Source organism: Paenibacillus sp. 481 (assembly GCF_021223605.1).
Taxonomy (GTDB): Bacteria; Bacillota; Bacilli; order Paenibacillales; family Paenibacillaceae; genus Paenibacillus_B.
In genome coordinates this window covers 4,486,029-4,505,094 of sequence record NZ_CP075175.1, presented here as the reverse complement: position 1 = coordinate 4,505,094, position 19,066 = coordinate 4,486,029, and the positions used below count along the sequence as shown (strand labels likewise).

The 19,066-nt window shown below is 44.8% G+C and carries 13 protein-coding genes; 2 read left to right on the top strand and 11 right to left on the bottom strand.

Features of this window, described 5'->3' with window-relative positions:
• Positions 1 to 28: 28 nt before the first annotated feature.
• The 7 genes from KIK04_RS19720 to pflB form a co-directional block, all read right to left on the bottom strand.
• Complete coding sequence (locus KIK04_RS19720; protein WP_232275290.1) at positions 29 to 1,630, bottom strand: response regulator transcription factor; 1,602 nt, start codon at positions 1,628 to 1,630, stop codon at positions 29 to 31.
• Positions 1,605 to 3,548: a sensor histidine kinase gene (locus KIK04_RS19715; RefSeq protein ID WP_232275289.1), complete on the bottom strand. Its 1,944-nt coding sequence runs from the start codon at positions 3,546 to 3,548 to the stop codon at positions 1,605 to 1,607. Before KIK04_RS19715 ends, KIK04_RS19720 begins: the two co-directional genes overlap by 26 nt.
• A 42-nt stretch (positions 3,549 to 3,590) precedes the next feature.
• On the bottom strand, positions 3,591 to 4,418 hold the full coding sequence (locus KIK04_RS19710) for a carbohydrate ABC transporter permease (RefSeq protein ID WP_232275288.1): 828 nt from the start codon (positions 4,416 to 4,418) through the stop codon (positions 3,591 to 3,593).
• The gene (locus tag KIK04_RS19705) at positions 4,418 to 5,302 is read right to left on the bottom strand and encodes a carbohydrate ABC transporter permease (protein ID WP_232275287.1); all 885 of its coding nucleotides are present in this window, start codon (positions 5,300 to 5,302) and stop codon (positions 4,418 to 4,420) included. The genes KIK04_RS19710 and KIK04_RS19705 overlap by 1 nt, the downstream gene beginning before the upstream one ends.
• A gap of 149 nt (positions 5,303 to 5,451) precedes the next feature.
• The gene (locus KIK04_RS19700) at positions 5,452 to 6,813 is read right to left on the bottom strand and encodes an ABC transporter substrate-binding protein (RefSeq protein WP_232275286.1); all 1,362 of its coding nucleotides are present in this window, start codon (positions 6,811 to 6,813) and stop codon (positions 5,452 to 5,454) included.
• A 271-nt stretch (positions 6,814 to 7,084) separates the two neighbouring features.
• The gene (pflA, locus tag KIK04_RS19695) at positions 7,085 to 7,843 is read right to left on the bottom strand and encodes a pyruvate formate-lyase-activating protein (protein ID WP_232275285.1); all 759 of its coding nucleotides are present in this window, start codon (positions 7,841 to 7,843) and stop codon (positions 7,085 to 7,087) included.
• A 206-nt stretch (positions 7,844 to 8,049) separates the two neighbouring features.
• A complete protein-coding gene (pflB, locus tag KIK04_RS19690; RefSeq protein WP_232275284.1) occupies positions 8,050 to 10,314 on the bottom strand; it encodes a formate C-acetyltransferase in 2,265 nt (754 codons plus the stop codon).
• Positions 10,315 to 10,635: 321 nt separating this feature from the next.
• On the opposite strand from pflB, the gene KIK04_RS19685 reads away from it, so the two are divergent.
• Positions 10,636 to 11,457, top strand: coding sequence for an MreC domain-containing protein (locus tag KIK04_RS19685; protein ID WP_232275283.1), 822 nt, complete (start codon positions 10,636 to 10,638; stop codon positions 11,455 to 11,457).
• Positions 11,458 to 11,632: 175 nt separating this feature from the next.
• On the opposite strand, the gene adhE is transcribed toward KIK04_RS19685, so the two are convergent.
• A complete protein-coding gene (gene adhE, locus KIK04_RS19680) occupies positions 11,633 to 14,260 on the bottom strand; it encodes a bifunctional acetaldehyde-CoA/alcohol dehydrogenase (protein WP_232275282.1) in 2,628 nt (875 codons plus the stop codon).
• 309 nt (positions 14,261 to 14,569) lie between these two features.
• On the opposite strand from adhE, the gene KIK04_RS19675 reads away from it, so the two are divergent.
• Positions 14,570 to 15,388: a Crp/Fnr family transcriptional regulator gene (locus KIK04_RS19675; protein ID WP_232275281.1), complete on the top strand. Its 819-nt coding sequence runs from the start codon at positions 14,570 to 14,572 to the stop codon at positions 15,386 to 15,388.
• 54 nt (positions 15,389 to 15,442) lie between these two features.
• Here the strand turns inward: KIK04_RS19675 and KIK04_RS19670 are convergent, their stop codons facing one another.
• The 3 genes from KIK04_RS19670 to KIK04_RS19660 all read right to left on the bottom strand — a co-directional run bounded on the left by KIK04_RS19670 (position 15,443) and on the right by KIK04_RS19660 (position 19,025).
• Positions 15,443 to 16,180 (bottom strand): hypothetical protein, encoded by a 738-nt coding sequence (locus KIK04_RS19670; protein ID WP_232275280.1) that lies wholly within the window; start codon positions 16,178 to 16,180, stop codon positions 15,443 to 15,445.
• Between the two features lie 150 nt (positions 16,181 to 16,330).
• The gene (locus tag KIK04_RS19665) at positions 16,331 to 18,274 is read right to left on the bottom strand and encodes an ABC transporter permease (protein ID WP_232275279.1); all 1,944 of its coding nucleotides are present in this window, start codon (positions 18,272 to 18,274) and stop codon (positions 16,331 to 16,333) included.
• Positions 18,246 to 19,025: an ABC transporter ATP-binding protein gene (locus tag KIK04_RS19660; RefSeq protein WP_232275278.1), complete on the bottom strand. Its 780-nt coding sequence runs from the start codon at positions 19,023 to 19,025 to the stop codon at positions 18,246 to 18,248. Before KIK04_RS19660 ends, KIK04_RS19665 begins: the two co-directional genes overlap by 29 nt.
• Between the last annotated feature and the right edge of the window lie 41 nt (positions 19,026 to 19,066).

Here is a 19,066-nt window from a genome sequence, read left to right as displayed (position 1 = left end):
CTTACATCGTTGTATTGTTGCTCATTTGCTATCGCTCAATAGGGGCATGCTTTTCCCTAAATTCCGATGGCGTCATCCCTGCATACTTCTGAAACACTTTCGTAAAATAGCGACGCTCGGAATAACCAACCATGTTACCGATTTGGGTGACACTTTTATCCGTCATCGTCAGTAGCGACTTCGCCAGCTCCATCCGCTGTTTGGTCACGTATTCCACGAATGTTTCGCCAAAATGATTTTTAAACAGCAGACTAAAGTAGCTGCAGCTAATCCCTAAATAATCGGCAATTTCATCAATGCCAATATCAGAGCCTAAGTTGCGCTGAATATAGTCGCGAGCTGAAATCATTAGCAGCTCACTCGATTTTTTGTTCAGCGCATGTTCTTTCGTGTGGTGCACAAGCTGTGAAATGACGTTCACTAAATCCTTGACACTGACGCTGTGCTGTAATTTGTCCCACATCGCTTCTTCTTCAGCGGTACTAAGCAGCTCAAGCTCCCGCATTTCACGCAGCAAATGAATGATCACGTAGTGCAAAAACTTTTCGGCACGTACAAGCGACTGCTCAGAAATATGAAGCAAGCTCGCTTGTAGCTCCTGCAAACCGCGTTCTACTTTCGTCTTATCATTTTGCTTCATGCCAGAGACAATCTCTTCCACCAAGTGCCACTGAGACACAGATGCAGCTTGACGCGCGGTCGAACTTTCATCTACAGGCACGAGTTGCTCGTTGTCAGCATGCAGAAGTAACACACGCTGCAAGCGCTTGTACGTATGAGACAGACTCGTCATCGGAATCGGCCCTATATCCCAAGCCACACTTACAGTAAGCTTCACATGCTCTCGTACCGCTTGTTGAATGGCTGCAGCCCATGCGGAGACGTCTTGAGCGCTGACGGTGAATCGATCTTTGTAAAATTGCAGCAAAATGCACCATTCGCCTTCACGCATTTGCAGTACCGCATACTTCAACCAATCGTTGTTGATTGCGTCCTGCAATACATTCCGTACCGCAAAATTCCATAATCGCCGCTCGTTTTCGCTCCATGTTACCGTTCTTTGCGCATAGCCGTCCAAGTCAATAAGCAGCAAACTATACACAAGTTGGTCTGCTTGATGATCGTCATCCACAACAAAGTAGCTTGAATTGCCTGAAGTGAAGCCCATCAACACATCAAACATCATCTTCTCGTACGCCAGACTAATGACTTTGCCCCAACGTCGTTCGGCCATCGTCTTTTCCAACTTCCGAGAACGAACAATGTCGGCAACTTTGCGTACCGTATCTTCCAATTCTTCATAATTGATAGGCTTCGAAATATAATCTCGAACACCATGCTGCAAAGCAATTCTCGCGTATTCAAATTCCTGATAGCCCGTCAGCATTAAAATTTCCGACTCACAGCCCATTTTACGAGCTTGACGCAAAAATTCCATGCCGTCCATCACAGGCATCCGAATATCGCATAAAATAATGTCCGGCTCGTGCTGACGTACAAAATCTAATCCTTCTGCCCCATTTCTGGCCGTGCCGACGATGTCTATTTGCATTTCTTCCCAAGGAAGCACTATCTTCAAGTTGTTTAAGATATGGACTTCATCATCAATGAGAAGCGCCTTCACGTTCATACATTTCACCCTGCTCGTATTTCGGAATAGTGCACTGAATAATAGTGCCTTCATTTTGTGCTGAACAGATGAACAAGCCATATCTGGAACCGTACTGGATTCGGATTCGATCCGCAACACTGCGCACCCCTAACCCACGCCGCTCCGTATTGTACGCCTCATCTGCCAACGGTACTAAACTATGCTGATCATCTGATAGCATATATTGAAATCTTTTCAATTGTTCGTTCGACATTCCTAGCCCGTTATCCTCTACTGTTACAAAAATTCGTTCCTCATCTTCGTGAGCTGAAATACGAATCCAGCCTGTATGTGTAATTCCGTTAAAACCGTGCTGAATGCTGTTTTCCACTAACGGTTGCAGCGTTAGCTTAATAATTTTGCAATGCATGATCTCTTCCGGAACATCAATTTCAAAATTAAATAGCTCCTCGAAACGGAACTTCTGTATTTCTAAATAGCTGCGCAAGTAGTCCAGCTCTTGGCGAACCGTAACTTCCTCTTTATCTTGAATACTAATTCGCAAAATGTTGCCTAGTCGAAGAACCATTTGACTCACTTTACGCCCCTCATTCTGGATCGCCAATACGTTAATCGATTCTAAGGTATTGAACAAAAAGTGAGGTTTAATTTGAGCCTGCAACACGCGCATTTCGGCTTTGTTCTTCTGTTCTTGCTCAAGTTTCACTTGATTAAGTAAGCCATTAACGCGGTCGATTAGGCTGTTAAATCCTTTGGACAGCAATCGCAGCTCATCATTTCCTTCCTCAACAACACGAGCATGCAAATCGCCTTCTTCAACCCGACGCATAAAGCGAACGATACGAGTAATGTTACGCGTAATACGGTTCATAAACAGCAAATTGTACAAAAATGCCCCTAAAATACAAAGCAGCATAATGACCGATATCCACTGGATAAACACCATCATCTCTCTGGAAAGTGAATTCCAAGAGCGCACCGACACAAGGTGCCAGCCGAATTCATCCAACTTATGCATGGACACGACACTTTCATCGCCAGCGAAATTCCCTTTGAAACTATGGAAACCATCTTTAAATACGAGCGGCTGATCCAGATAGTTCTTCACGTTATGCCCAGTCGCTTGCTTGTACGTATCAAACAACACTTGTCCGTTATTGTTCAGCAAGAAAAAACGATGTTGTCCGCTCGGGTCAGCCGAACGAAAACTATCGAATATATCTTCAATATCCCAGTTTTTAATTTGAATCACAGACATCCCGATATTTTTCATTGTATTTAAGTTTTTCACAACGCGAAGTTGCGTAAATACTTGGTCATTCCCTGTTATTTCGGGATATTCATTTGGGCCGAGCCATTTGGACTTTCCTTTTGAAGCAACGATCTCTTCATAGATATGATGCTCCTTAAATTGCTTAAACGGCATCGGTGAGAAATTTTCTTTTGAAAAAATGGAAACATACTCGGATTGTGCATCTTTTTTAAAGTTGTATAAATAGGCAAAGCTAATTGAACGATGGTTAAATAGCAACCTTCTAAAATTTTGTTGCTTCTCGTTATGCAAAATATAATCTGAACCTGTCAACACAGTCGATTTTTTTTGCTCGAGAGGGGGAAACATCGTTTCTAATGGATCTATTTTTTTCGTACTACTATTCAAGTCTTCCATGTTGGTGAAGTCTTGGCTCGTCGGCTCTGGCGAGCTTAGCGCAACTTGAAACAAGTTGCTTCCAATTCCATTATCGGTGATATTGTCGATTTCATTGAAGACGTGTTCGATATTGAGTGCGATGGCACGCAATGAAAACTCTGCTTGCTGACTATATTTTTGTTCTAATAGATTGAAGGTAATGAAAAAAGTAATCGAACCTAATAAAAACAAAGGGATAATGATGAGTGCCACGAATCCCGCAAACAATTTATAACGTAAATTCATTGCTTCTCACTACCCCTTTGTTCTCATGCTTGTAAATCAACTTTAGCCTTTGACGCTTCCTGCCGTCAATCCTTCGATAATTTTTTCTTGCAGGATAGCGTAAATGACCATAACCGGAACGACGCTATACACGATACCAGCGGACATTTGCGCATAGTTGGTGTTATAGGAGTCGCGGAATCCGACCATACCTACCGGCAATGTCTTCAGCTCGTCCGAAGAAATAAAGTAGTTCGCCAACAAGAACTCGTTCCAGTTACCTAAGAAGTTGACGATAAACACCGTAACCATCGCCGGAACTGTCAGTGGCAGCATAATCCGTATAAATATTCCTGGAGCATTCAGCCCGTCAATAACAGCTGCTTCTTCCAGCTCTGTCGGCAATTGCTTCATAAATGCAGCTAAAATAATAACCGAGAATGGAATGGCACCTGCAACGTACGGAATAAACAACGCCCAGTGAGTATCTAAAATGTTCAGATCGCGCACTAAACCGTAAATCGGCAAAATGAGCGCGTTGCTCGGAATGAGCAAACCAAGCAAAATAAATTGAAATACGATTGGACTCAATTTACGGAAACGCATCCGCGTAATCGCAAAAGCGGCCATCGATGCAATAATAATCGTTGTAATCGAGCCTGCTGTTGCAATAATAAAGCTGTTCGTAAAGTAAGTGCTAATATTCGCGTTGACCCAAGCTTCCACATAGTTACTCCATACGAATTCCGTAGGGAATCCGAACGGATTGCTCGCAATCGCACCGTTGTCCGCCTTTACAGATGAGAACAGGACGAACAAGAATGGATACAAGATGATGAGAAGATAGCCCATTAAAAAGAAGTGAGGTGTGCTTTTCTTCAATGAATTCATCAGTATTCAACCCCTTCGGCACGACGTGCAACCAGAACCTGGTACAGTGCAGTAATAATTAACGTAAATACAAAGATGAGTACGGCGATACTGTTACCGAAGCCGTATTTAAAGCTTCTAATTGAATTTTCAAGCATGTAAGTTGCCATTACGTTGGTCGAACCTGCTGGTCCACCTTTAGTCATAACGAGGATAATATCGGCTGCTTTCATCGCTCCCGCAATGGAGAGCATCGTAACGACCGAAATAATAGGCATAATTAATGGAATCGTAATGCTGAACGCACGCTGAATGCCTGTAGCGCCGTCAATCATCGCCGCTTCGTCCAAATCTTTTGGAATAGACAAGATTGCAGCTAACACCATGACAATATAGAAGCCAGTCCACTGCCAAGCGTTCGTGATCAAAATGGACAACATGGCCCATTTCTTATCCGACAGCCAGTAAATTTTTTCGATACCGAAAGCTCCTAATAAATTGTTCAATAAACCGAAATCCGGCTCATAAATAAAGCCCCACAAAATACCGATTACCGCAGTAGACATAACAGACGGCATAAATACCGCTGTCTTGTACAAACCTCTCAAACGCTTGACATTGGAGATGAGCAAGGAGAAGAAAATAATTAATGGAACTTGGATAAAGCATGAGAACATAATGAAGAATCCATTGTTCTTAACCGAATTCCAAAACTCCGGGTCACTCATCGCTTTGGCGTAGTTGTCTAAACCGATAAATTTTACGTTTTTGGAAATTCCGTTCCAACTCGTAAAGCTGTAATACAACGAGTTCAGTACGGGATAAATGAAAAAGGCAATAAACAGTATGAGCACTGGTAGTAAAAATAACGCATAAACTACAGGCTGTCTTATCGTTTTATTCATGATTTCCCTCCGTCCGTTCCATATTTCGCGAAAGTCGCCCTTCAAGAAAGTCTCCTATCGAGAAAGTCTCCTTCCACGAATGTACAGACTCTATATTTTAAAAGAAACACCACCCACCCACGGAGGGCGGGTAGTGTTATATTGCAAAATTACTGAGCTTTGTTCGCTTCTTCTTGTGCTTTTTGCAATTGGTCGAGCATAGCTTGAGGCTCAACTTCGCCACCGATGATCTTCTGAATGCCGTTACGCAAATCAGTCGTTACATCCGCTTGGATAAGTGCATCAAATGCTGGCCATGTATACTTAACATCTTTCAACGTTCCTAAGATTTGTTTCATCAAATCAGTGTCTGCTGCTGCATCAAGCTTCGCTTGCTCAATCTTCATCGAAGGCAATACGCCATCTTCTTTCAAGCCACGAAGTTGTGTTTCTTCATTGTACAAGTTCTTAATAAATGTTTTTACTGCTTCAAGCTTACGTGGATCTTCTGCTACTTTTGCAGAGAACGCATAGCCGTTGTTGGAATCTTGCATGATGCTATACCCTTCTCCAGCTGTGAATGGAGGCATCAAGAAAAATCCGATGTTACCGTGTGCATCACCTGCTTGAGCCTTATCGTTAAATACGGAAGTTGCCCAAGAACCGTCAAACATCATTACTGCTTCGCCAGTCGACATTTGGTTACGCATTGCAGCATAGTCCAAGCCGAGCTCGCCTTTTTTGAAGTAGCCTTTTTTCACCCAATCTTGGTGAACTTTGAATGCTTCAACCATTTTAGGGTCGTTCCATTTCGCTGTGCCTTTAGCAAAGCCAAATGCAGCTTCATGACCTGCTGTGTACGCCCACAGGTTGTTCGTTGTCATCAAAGGTACCCAAGCTTCTTTGGACGATTGTGCAAACGGAATTTTACCGTCAGCTTTGATTTTTGCCGCGAGTGCGTCTAACTCAGCAATCGTCTTCGGAGCTTGCAAGCCTTTTTCCGCGAAGTACTTCTTGTTGTAGAAGTAACCTTCGATGGAACCACCGATTGGCAAACCGTAAATCTTGCCATCATGTGTCCAAGGTGTCAACGAAGTAAAGGAATTCTCCAAGCCCAAATCTTTCAAGATTGGAGTCAAATCGAGCACTTGACCTTCTTTCGCATAAACACCTACGTCCGGGCTACCGAATGCATCGAAAATGTCAGGCGCTTGGTTGTTTACCATCTCGCCGCGCAGCTTTTCGTTACGGTTAACGTCGGAATCAACACCGTCAAGCTTGATTTTCAAGCCAGGAACATCTTGTTCTGTTTTCTTTACGACGTCCTGCAAGATTGCAAAACGATTTTTCTTAGGCTCACCTAATTGAGTGTGGCGAAGCAATAACTCAACTGGCTCGTTACTTTTCTCTACTTTTTGATCTGCTGGCTTTTGCTCGCCTGCAGTTGATTCGCCGCCTTTAGCGCCACAACCAGCAAGTGCTGTGGTAGCGATAAAGAGAAGCGACAACATCATGACCAAACCTTTCTTCATGAAGACCCCTCCTAATGAATGTTGAAAGTTGATACGCTTTCATTATAAGATGCACCCTTTGTCCTCGTAAGGACGACATTTCAACAATGGAGGGGTAAAATTCTCTAATAAATACTTCAGGAACAAAATAATACACCCTTTCGACACCGATCGAGCCAAAACGATTGTAAGTTTTTGAAGTAATTATTGAATTGTATAAAAAAACAGCATTCCATCCATTCCGATGAAATACTGTTTCAATCTATCTATAAAATGATATTTCAATAATCGTTCAGATCATATGCTCCGCTGCCTGTCGTCCTTGCTCAATAAGCTGCTGTGCACGTACCATTTGTTCAGCATTAGGTGACGCTACACCTGCCAGTGGGTACACTTCGCCCAATTGCTCCCACTTATATACCCCCATCTGATGATAAGGCAGCAGCTCCACTTTTTCCACCCCATTTAATGTGCCAATAAAGCGCCCTAACTGAAATAAATCTTCACTATCGTCATTAATGCCTGGAACAACAACATGACGGATCCACATCTTCTTTCCGCGTTCCGACAAATAACGCGCCGTTTCGAGCGTGCGCAAGTTTGACACACCTGTCAAATGGATATGTTTTTCGGTATTTATATGTTTAATATCTAACAATATTAAATCGGTCACTTCAAACAAAGACTCAAGCCTCATTGCTTCATTTACGCCGTTTGTATCTAATGTCGTATGCATATTCCAGCGTGTTTTAACTTCACGAAATAGTTCTTGAACAAACTGAGCTTGCAGTGTGGGCTCACCACCGGACACGGTCAACCCTCCACCAGAAGCGCGATAATATGCCAAGTAAGGCTCCATTTCAGCAACGACTTCCGCCATCGACATTTCTTTGCCTGCGGTAAGGCTCCACGTGTCGCGGTTATGGCAATATTGGCATTTAAGTGCACACCCTTGCATAAACAAAATAAATCGAATGCCTGGCCCATCAACCGTGCCAAACGTTTCAATAGAATGAATGCGCCCGCTTAATTTACTGTGTTGAACTGACATATGAATCACGTCCCTTTCTTCTCTCCGGCTCTGCCAAGCAAGAAGGACGCCCCTCCTTACATGATGGCACCTTTAAGTGCATCCATGTAAGGCAAGCAGCGCCCCTTTCTTGTCCTTATTCACATACACATCCAATACATCGTGCTATATATCACGTTAAATCGTGTTACATTGCGTTACACCACATTAAGTCGAGTTACATCTCGTTACATCGCGCCGTGGAACGTACGGTTAATAACATCCAATTGCTGTTCACGTGACAGCTTAATGAAGTTGACCGCATAGCCGGATACGCGAATCGTGAGCTGCGGATATTGCTCTGGATGTTCCATGGCATCGAGCAACTGCTCGCGGTCGAATACGTTTACGTTCAAGTGATGTGCGCCGCTGCCGAAATAGCCGTCCATCATCGCGACGAGATTCGCTTTACGTGTCGTAAGTTCTTTGCCAAGCGCCTTCGGCACGATCGAGAACGTGTTGGAGATGCCATCCAAGCTGTGCTCGTAGGGTAGCTTCGCAACCGAGCTTAACGATGCCAAGGCCCCCTTCTTGTCACGCCCATGCATCGGGTTTGCCCCCGGGGCAAACGGCTCACCCGCTTTGCGGCCATCTGGTGTTGTGCCTGTCTTTTTGCCGTATACAACGTTCGACGTAATCGTTAGTACAGATTGCGTTGGGACCGCGTTGCGATAAGGTTTGTGCTTGCGAATCATATTCATAAACGATTCCACCAGCTCGACCGCAATGCTGTCTACACGTTCATCATTGTTGCCGTAGCAGGGGAACTCGCCTTCGATTTCAAAATCAACCGCAATGCCTTGCTCATTGCGTATCGGCTTCACTTGCGCGTATTTTATCGCGCTTAGCGAGTCCGCAACGACCGACAGCCCCGCGATGCCACATGCCATCGTTCGCAATATTTCTCGGTCGTGCAACGCCATTTCGATACGCTCATAGCAATATTTATCGTGCATAAAATGAATGACGTTCAGCGTATTCATGTACAGCTTCGCTAGCCATTCCATCATCTGCTTGAACCGCTTCGTCACTTCATCATAGGACAACACTTCGCTCATAATCGGCGGTAGCTCTGGGCCGACCTGAATGCCAAGTTGCTCATCTTTCCCCCCATTTATCGCGTACAACAAACATTTTGCCAAATTGGCACGAGCACCGAAAAATTGCATTTGCTTGCCGATTCGCATCGCTGATACGCAACATGCAATGCCGTAGTCATCACCGAAAAACGGGCGCATGAGATCATCGTTCTCGTATTGAATGGAACTCGTTTCAATCGACACGCGCGCGCAATACGTTTTAAAAGCTTCCGGCAGCTTTGTCGACCATAGCACGGTCAAGTTCGGCTCTGGTGCCGGACCCAAGTTGTACAATGTGTGCAAAAAGCGGAAACTGCTCTTCGTTACGCGACTCTTACCGTCGACGGACATTCCGCCAATTGACTCTGTAACCCAAGTTGGATCCCCGCTGAACAACTGATTGTAGTCAGGTGTGCGTAAAAATTTGACGATGCGTAGCTTCATGACAAAATGATCGACCAGTTCCTGTGCCTCTGCTTCTGTCAACGTACCCTCTTGCAAATCACGCTCCACATATATATCTAAGAACGAAGACACGCGGCCAAGTGACATCGCGGCACCATTCTGCTCTTTAATTGCAGCTAAATAAGCAAAGTACAACCATTGGAACGCCTCACGCGCGTTCGTTGCGGGAGTGGAAATGTCGTAACCGTGCATTTTCGCCATCAGCTTTAACTCAGCCAAAGCACGAATTTGCTCGGATAGTTCCTCCCGCTCGCGAATGACCTGCTCATCAATTACGTCCACTTCTAACAGCAGCAGTTGTTCTTTTTTTTCCTCTATTAAAAAGTTAACCCCATACAGTGCTGCCCGTCGATAATCACCAATAATGCGACCGCGGCCATATGCATCCGGCAAACCTGTAATAATACCCGCCTTGCGTGCTAAGCGCATCTCCGATGTATAAGCATCAAATACGCCTTGATTGTGCGTTTTGCGTACATCGGTAAACATACTGATGACTTCATCTGGCATTTCAAAGCCATACGCTTTGCAAGCATCAATCATCATTTTAATTCCGCCAAGCGGCTGAACCGAACGTCGGAAAGGTGCATCAGTCTGCACACCGACGATTTTCTCCTTGTCCTGATCCAGATACCCGGGCTGATGAGATACGATCGTCGACGGATTGTGGACATCCACATCCCATACTCCACCGCGCTCACGTTCTTCACGGGACAAACGGCTGACAACTTCCCATAGCTGCTTCGTATTCGTAGTCGCGCCCACTAGAAAGTTTTCGTCACCTTCATAGGCGTTCATATTGGTCTCGATAAAATCACGCACATCAACATGCGTTTGCCACTTTCCTGCTTCAAATCCACGCCAAGCTGTACTCGTATTCATTTGCTCTGTTCTCTCTTTTACCGACATCCTAATCCCTCCAGTATCTTGTATCTGTTTAGTTTTAGTTGCCTTATTGAAACAATCGCTGAGTCGCGTAAAACCACTTTTATTTGTGACTATTTTCACTAATATGTGTGTGTCTCTTGTTTCATATTTATTGTACTTCATTGCGGCTGCTATTTATGTGATTTTTATCACATTAAAATGAAGCTGAACGCGCTCCAATGACTTCCTATCATTACACCTATCAACAAGTTAAATAATGGTATAATTGAAGAAGAGACCAAAATGTTGGGGGCTGCTAACGAAAAGATGAGACACGCACGAAAATCCATTTTAATAGCCTGTATGATTGTAACAACATTTAGCTTGTACGGTTGTAATTCGTCAAATGCAAGTGTGCTGGATTGGAAAGAGCTGAATAGGTTGCGCCAAGAGAACGAAGCTTTAAAAAAAGAGCTGCAAAAGTACAAAACGACCAAGCCCGAACTACTTCAAGAAGCGCTTACTCGATATGACCAAAAAGATTTAACGAGGCTTAAAGAGCTCAAAAGCTTAGCCGAGCAATTATTTCCTGGAACGAAAGAGACCAAACAAATTGCAGCTATTACGCACAAATTGGACAATGGCCTTAAACAGGCTCTAGCGATTGCGACATCTAAAATGAAAAAAATGGTTGATGAGGTTACTGGATATACATCGTATCAAGATAAGTCCTCACCTACATCTGCGGCTAAAAATAGTATCCATCTTTTCTTTTTAAAGCGGGATAAGGATCGTGCATATGAACTGTATACGCGAATACAGCATAGCGGTTCGATGACTGTCGGACTTGATGAAGTCGAAATTCGGGCTGATGGCAAGTATTTCAGTATTTCCGTCGTGCCTGAAGAGGTAAAAAGAAATTATAATTTTGTAGAAATTGTAGATCAAAGCGGCGTGCCGTGGGAGCAATATGATAGCCCAGTAAGTTGGTATATGGATTTAGATATGATCCATGCCATTATTTCGTCCAAAAAGGCTATTATGCGTTATAAGGGCCGTAGTCTTCACGTTGATCGCACGATTACAGCAGCAGAGAAGAAAGCGATGCGCCATGTGATGGACGCCTTTAAAGCTGTTGGCGGCTTGGACAACGATGATTTCAAACGGAAATCAGATGACAGTTAGCCATATTAGTAACGGTTCTACTATGAGCTAGTAAGTATTGAGTGTATAAAAGGCAAAAACACCATTTTGCTGAGGAACGCCGATTATGTCGGGGAAATGCCGAGCGTGAGCGGGAAGCAAAGAGGTCGCCCCATCATGGGGCGACCTCTCGACCTCTTACTCCTCCTGTGCGATACTACTCAAAGCGACCGTAAAATGCGTTGCGGTAAACATCCGCCAGTTCGCTCACAAGCGGTAGCTTCGGATTCGCGGTCGTACATTGATCCTCGAAGGCGCGGTCAGCCAAATATTCGACCCTCGCTTCAAAGTCTTTGCTGTCAAAGCCAATCGCTTGGAACGATTCAGGTATGCCCAGCTCACGGTTCAGCTTGCGAATCGCGTCAATTAAGCTATTGACGCCTTCTTCTGTCGTGCGGGCTGGCAATCCTAGCATGCGTGCGATTTCCGCATAACGCACGTCCGCCACAAAGTGGTCGTATTTCGGAAACGCAGCGAACTTCGTCGGCTGCTTCGCGTTGTAGCGAATAACATGCGGCAGCAAAATGGCATTGGTACGTCCATGTGCCGTGTGATATTGCGCCCCCCATTTATGCGCCAAGCTATGGTTAATGCCGAGGAAGGCATTCGCGAACGCCATACCTGCAAGCGTAGACGCATTGTGCATTTTTTCGCGCGCCTTCGGACATGCTTCTTTGTACGATGGTAACAAATGCTCGAAGACGAGTTGAATCGCTTTAATGGCCAATCCGTCCGTGTAATCGCTCGCCATAACCGACACGTACGATTCAATCGCATGAGTCAGTACGTCCATGCCCGTGTCGGCAACAGCCGTCTTAGGCAGGCTGTACACGAACTCAGGATCAACAATCGCCACATCTGGCGTGAGCTCATAGTCTGCCAGCGGGTATTTGGTGTTTCCTTTTTCCTTATCGGTAATAACCGCAAACGAAGTCACCTCAGAACCCGTACCCGACGTCGTCGGAATCGCGACGAACTTCGCTTTTTGGCCCAGCTTCGGATACTTATACGTCCGCTTGCGAATATCCAAGAACTTTTGCTTCAAATTGTTGAAATCGGTGTCTGGATACTCGTAGAACAACCACATCGCCTTCGCCGCATCCATCGGCGAACCGCCGCCTAAAGCGATAATACAGTCTGGCTGGAAGCTAGCCATCATTTCCGTACCGCGGCGCACCGTCTCTGTAGAAGGATCGGGTTCTACGTTCGAGAACACTTCGATGGCAACCGGCTGACGACGCTGGCGCAAATAATACTCCACTTTCTCGACATAACCGAGCTTCACCATCATCTCATCGGTTACGATCATAATGCGGCTAATGTCCGGCATTTTCGCTAAATATTGCGTGGAGCCCTTTTCAAAATAAATTTTGTTCGGCACTTTAAACCATTGCATGTTCACTGTCCGCTTCGCCACCCGTTTAATATTGAGCAAATTAACTGCCGACACGTTCGCTGATGTTGAGTTGCGTCCATAAGATCCGCAGCCCAACGTTAGCGACGGGATGTTCGTATTGTACAGATCCCCAATCGCGCCATGCGTGGACGGCGAATTGACTAGTATGCGCCCTGTTTGCAATCGTTCCGCAAACCGATTAATGACATCCTCATCGTTCGAGTGAATGACCGATGAGTGCCCCATTCCGCCAAACGCGACCACTTGCGCCGCACGCTCAATGCCTGCTTCAGCCGTTTTCACCTTATAGCACGCTAGCACAGGACTAAGCTTCTCGGCAGAGAGCGGATATTTCGGACCAACGCCGTCCAACTCGGCAACGAGTATTTTGGTGTTTTCCGGTACGGTGATGCCTGCCATCTCTGCAATCTTACGAGCAGATTGCCCAACAATCGTCGGATTGACGGCACATGTGTCTGCTTTCATCGCGGAGCCTTGCAGCTTACCCGCTTCTTCTGGTGTTAAGAAATAGCATCCATTCCGCTGCATAAAAGCCTTTACTTCATTAAAGATCGGCTCCTCGATAATAACCGCTTGCTCAGACGCACAAATCATACCGTTATCGAACGTTTTCGATAAGATGAGATCGGTAACTGCCTGCTCGATGTTCGCTGTCTTTTCAATAAAGCAAGGGACGTTCCCCGGCCCTACGCCTAGCGCAGGCTTGCCACAACTATAAGCCGCACGCACCATGCCCGCTCCGCCTGTCGCTAAAATGAGCGCTACGTCTGGATGATTCATCAAGCCATTCGTCGCTTCCATGGACGGCATTTCAATCCACTGCACACAATGTTCAGGCGCTCCGTACTGTACGGCCGCCTCTGCCAACACTCGTGCCGCTTCCGCGCTACAGCGCTGCGCCGATGGATGAAAGGCGAATATAATCGGATTGCGCGTTTTTATGGAAATGAGCGCTTTAAACATCGTTGTAGACGTCGGGTTTGTAACAGGTGTAACCCCCATCACAATGCCGACCGGCTCCGCAATTTTCATAAAGCTCTCATACGGATTATCTTCAATGACTCCGACCGTTTTGTCGTATTTCATATCATTGTATATATACTCTGTCGCAAATATATTTTTCGTGATTTTATCTTCGTACACACCGCGGCCTGTTTCCTCAACCGCCATTTTCGCCAGATGCATATGTTGATCAAGGCCCGCAAGCGCCATTTGCTGAACGACGCGGTCGACTTGCTCTTGATCCATGCCCATCATTGCTGCTTGCGCTTTTTTTGCACGATCAATGAGTTGTTGAATATGCTGCTCCACACTATGCTTTTCTGCCTTTTTTTCCACTGTTGGCTTTAACTCTGGTTTTGCTGCCATTCTATCCGCCTCCATTTATGGAATGCTGCGCATGCAAGTCATGTTTCGGCGCTGCTTTCCTTGCCTATAGTCCACAAGTCTAATCTGCGTTGCTTTATTTTGTGAATCTTTTCACATTTTCATTGTAGACCAGATGCACCCTCGTTGTATGTGATATATGTCACACCACATTTTTACCTCGCTTTCGCTTAATAGCGCGCTTTGTTCATATTCCGCCCATTTACACCGTGATTTTTATCATATATTTTGTCGCTAATCTGTAAACATTTTTGAACCTTATTGGAATTGACATCATCATGGGGAACGTTCATGATAGAAGTAACGAAAGATTTAGTGAAACAAGTCACAAAGGAAGTTACCCACTTATCGCTATTCAATATTGAAATACACAGTTTGGAGGAGAACGGAGTGACCATCATCAGCGAACAATTCGTAGCGTATTGCAATACGTCCTGTTTCTCAGACCAGAATGTCGAGCGTCTAATGACTATAGCCAAGAATCGAACGTACCCCGAAGGGTCTCATCTTTTTTGGGAGGGCGATCTGTCAGATAAGCTGTTTTTGCTCAAAAGCGGCCGCATCAAAATGACGAAGTCAACGGATGAAGGTAAGGAATTGATTTTGTACATGTTTGAAGCAGGAGACCTTGTTGGTCATGTCGATCCTTTTCACAACATGAAGCACAGCTTTACGGCAGAAGTGATGGAAGAAGCTGAAGTCGGACTTATTGATCAAAAAGATTTGGAACTGCTTATTTGCCAACATTGTGATTTTTCAATTGATTTTATGAAATGGATGGGCATTCATCATCGGCTAACGCAAACGAAATTCCGCGACCTCATGATGTACGGCAAACCTGGAGCGCTTTGCTCGACCTTGATTCGTTTGTCCAATACGTATGGGGAACAACTGGAAGACGGCGGGCTGCTCATCAACAAAAAAGTGACGCACACCGACTTATCTAACATGATCGGGGCCACGCGCGAGAGCGTGAACCGGATGCTAAGTGACTTACGTAAGCAGGGGATTATCGAATACGAACATGGATTAATTATTATTCGTAGTTTGGAGCATTTACAAGGTGTATGTCACTGTGAACTATGCCCGAAAGAAATATGCCGCATTTAAGGGTAGATTAAAAAAGCGAACCGTGTACGCTTGCTGCGTACGAGGCTCGCTTTTTTAAGGCGTTATCGTAAACTTCACATGATCATCTTGCTTCAGGTCAATGCTAGCCCGGTCTTTCAGCTTCACACTCTTCTTGTTAATATGTATGTGGAATTGAACGGACGATGCAAGCTTGATTTCACCAATTTTATCCACAGAATTTCCATCCTTAGATAACTGAATTTGGGCAAACTCGCTTAACAAATCGTCAATGTTCAATCCTTCTTCCCAACGTACTAAGTACGTATTCGTTATGTCTGGAGCCGTCGTCCCGCCATCAATGCTAAGATTGATGCCCGGTATCGGAGCTGCGTTTGTCACAACATCATCTTCGGTTACAAATATAAATATCGTATCACTCGGCTGCACATTTTTGCTCAAAGCTTGCGTAGAAAGAATCTGCTCGTCATTAATGAGTATACCCCAGCCCATTTTGTTATCGAGCGACACATCCCCAACCGACACAATTTCCTTCTTGTCTTCTGATAGCTTGACCCGTCCTGAATAAACCAAAGTATTCGCAACAGTCATGCCCTGCTTCCATGGTACTTTCAACTGTTCGGATAGATTCGGAATAATCGTTCCGCCGTCAATATGAATCATTACTTCGTCGCCTTTCAGCACAGCAGCTGCGGGCAATGGTTCTGATGTTGCTTGCTTGGAATCGGAAGAGCAGCCAACTAGGAAAAAGAGGATGAGTATCATCCATCCTAGAAGAGCTTGCCTCTCCAAGTTGGAACGCTGATAAGTCATGTCGTCACTCTCGTTTCTGCCTTCAAAATTCAAACACGTTACATAATCGAAATGTATGAATCTATTATGCACGAAAGAGAGAGCCAAAAAGTATCAATCCCGTAACAAAACAAAGGCAATGTTGTCAGACCAGCCGTCTAGCCTTATATATTACACGTCCGCCACTTCTAAAATCTTTTTCATATACGTACGGCGTGCCGCTAAGAAGTAAATCGTCTGCATGATGACGAATAGCGCTACGACGGTCAGTGCGTACCCCAGCACATTCGAATTCAGTAAGTTACTCAAGGACTTCATCGCAAACATCGTATGCAGACTGCCCACGACGCAAGGCGCAAAAAAGACGAGGCCGACTTGAAACGTCACCACTTTACGTATTTCTTCAATCGACAGTCCGATGCGTGTCAGTGATTTAAAGTACGCTTGATCGTCTTGTAAATCCGTAAACAATTTGAAATAAATAACACTTCCACTCGCAAGGAAGAAGAGCAAGCTAATAAACAAGCCGATAAACAGCGTTAGCGAAGTGATCTGCTTTACACTATTCCAAGCTTCCGTCCGGCTAGCCACATTGTATTCGTTATCTTCAGACAAAGTGCTTTCTATTTTGTTGATGACAGGCATGGCGTATTCCCAATCTTCCCAGTCCATGTAATACATCATTCGAGCATAGTTCGAATGAGCACTTGCATATAATTGCGCAGCCAACTGGTCCGTGACGACAAGGGTTGCACGGCTATGACTATCACTTGGGATTACTTTCTGTTCCAATTGGTCCTTAACATAAAGAATTGTATCTGTATGCCCTTTTACGGAAACCACGTACTTGTTGGGGCTAAGCTTGATGGATTGTGATGGGTCATGAAAAAAGATCATAGATTCATTATGTGGTCTCGATACCAAAAACGATTCACCACTTGCTACGGAACGTGTCGGGTAACCAAAATGAACAGCCAAGCGATTATAATCTGCGACACTGATGATGTTGACACGATTGTTGTCTGGTTTTATGACGCCATCAACATACTTCAACTTCAGGCTCGCTGTAACTGCATGACCTGCTTCATTTGCATATCCCTCGACGACTTTAGGACTTAGCGGAGGGACGTCTTCTTTACCCCCGTTCATCACAAACACAAACAAATACTGCTCACTTACCGACTTCCGCAAACCTTGGTCTAAAGAATAGACGGTTGCTGTTGCCGTAAGCACAACTGCACATAAAATCGAAATGTTAAATAGCATTTGCGCATTGTCACGCAGCTTGTAGGCGACTTGCGACACGTTTAACATATTCGTGCGGAAGTAATAGAAACGCTTATTGTTTTGCATCATACGCGTAATGGATACGCTTAGCTGTGTAAAGAGGAAATACGTGCCTAACACGGTAAATCCAATGGTAGGGATTGCTGTAACAATAAACAATTCCATCGTGCTTGTCACTGCTAAATAATAGCCTGCTACCAGCGATACAACGGCTAAGATAACGAGCAGCCATGAAAACGTAGGCACCTTTCTCGGTGCCTTCTCTGCCCGAATCAGGTCAATAATTTGTGCACGTCCTACCTTACGCAACGAATATAACGTAATACACATAAATAGTAACAAATAGCCAACAACCGTAATGATAACGGCCTGTATATCAATATAGAACCGCATCGGCGCTGCGAGACCTAACATCCGTGAAACCGTCATGAGGAATAGCTTAGTCAGTAGGGTCCCGATGCCGATACCGGCCACAATCGACAACAATGAAATAATCATATTTTCATAAAAAACGAGCTTTCGCAGTTGAAACTTCGTCATGCCAAACAGCGTGAGCATGCCAAACTCCTTTTGGCGTGATTTTAAAAATGCGCCGCTGGAGTAAAGAGTAAAGAAGAACGAAAAGATGATGACGAGCCATTGACATAAGAGCATCAGCTGACGTACGCTACTTCCTCCATAAATGTTCCCCTTCATCACGTCAGGATGATAAATAAAAGCCGCATATACGAAAAAGATCATGACCGCAAATACACTACTGAAAAAATAAGCGCTATAGCGGTGCCAACTGCCCTTAATATTACTTATAGCGAGCTGTCGGGACGTCATCGAAATTTCCTCCTAATAAGCTTAGCGAATCCAAAATATGTTGGAAAAACGTTTGGCGGTTCGCCCCACGACGAATTTCTGAGAACAAGCGCCCATCTTTAATAAACAAAATACGTCTGCAATAACTAGCCGCAAATGGATCATGAGTGACCATTAAAATAGTACGATTCTGCTTTTCATTTAACTCCTCTAACGCCGTCATCACATCCTTAGCCGACTTGGAATCTAAATTCCCCGTCAACTCATCAGCTAATAGCAAGGAGGGCTGATGAATGACCGCGCGAGCAATGGCAGTTCGCTGCTTCTGTCCACCCGAAATTTCATACGTTCGCTTGTCTAAAATGCTCTCGATCCCAAGCCACTTTGCTGTCTCTTGCAGACGACGCTCAATTTCTTTGGCTGAAATTCCGTCCAAGGCAAGCGGCAAAATAATGTTCTCCTTCACACTTAACGTGTCCAGTAGATTGAAATCTTGAAAGACAAACCCTAACTCGCGGCGGCGAAATTGCGCCAAGTTACGATTATGAAGGGTCGTGGGATCGGTTCCGTTCACATATATTTTGCCGGAGGTCGGTTTGTCAATGGTCGCCAACATGTTAAGCAGCGTCGTTTTCCCACTGCCTGACGGTCCCATAATGCCGACAAACTCCCCTTCTTCTACTTGTAAGTTAATATCTTTTAAAGCCGTGTATATCATTTTCCCTCTCGTACCGTACACCTTCGACAATTGCTCCGTTCTCAATACGGTCATGCTGAAAGCACTCCCCTCATTCTTTTACAGTTATTTTACAG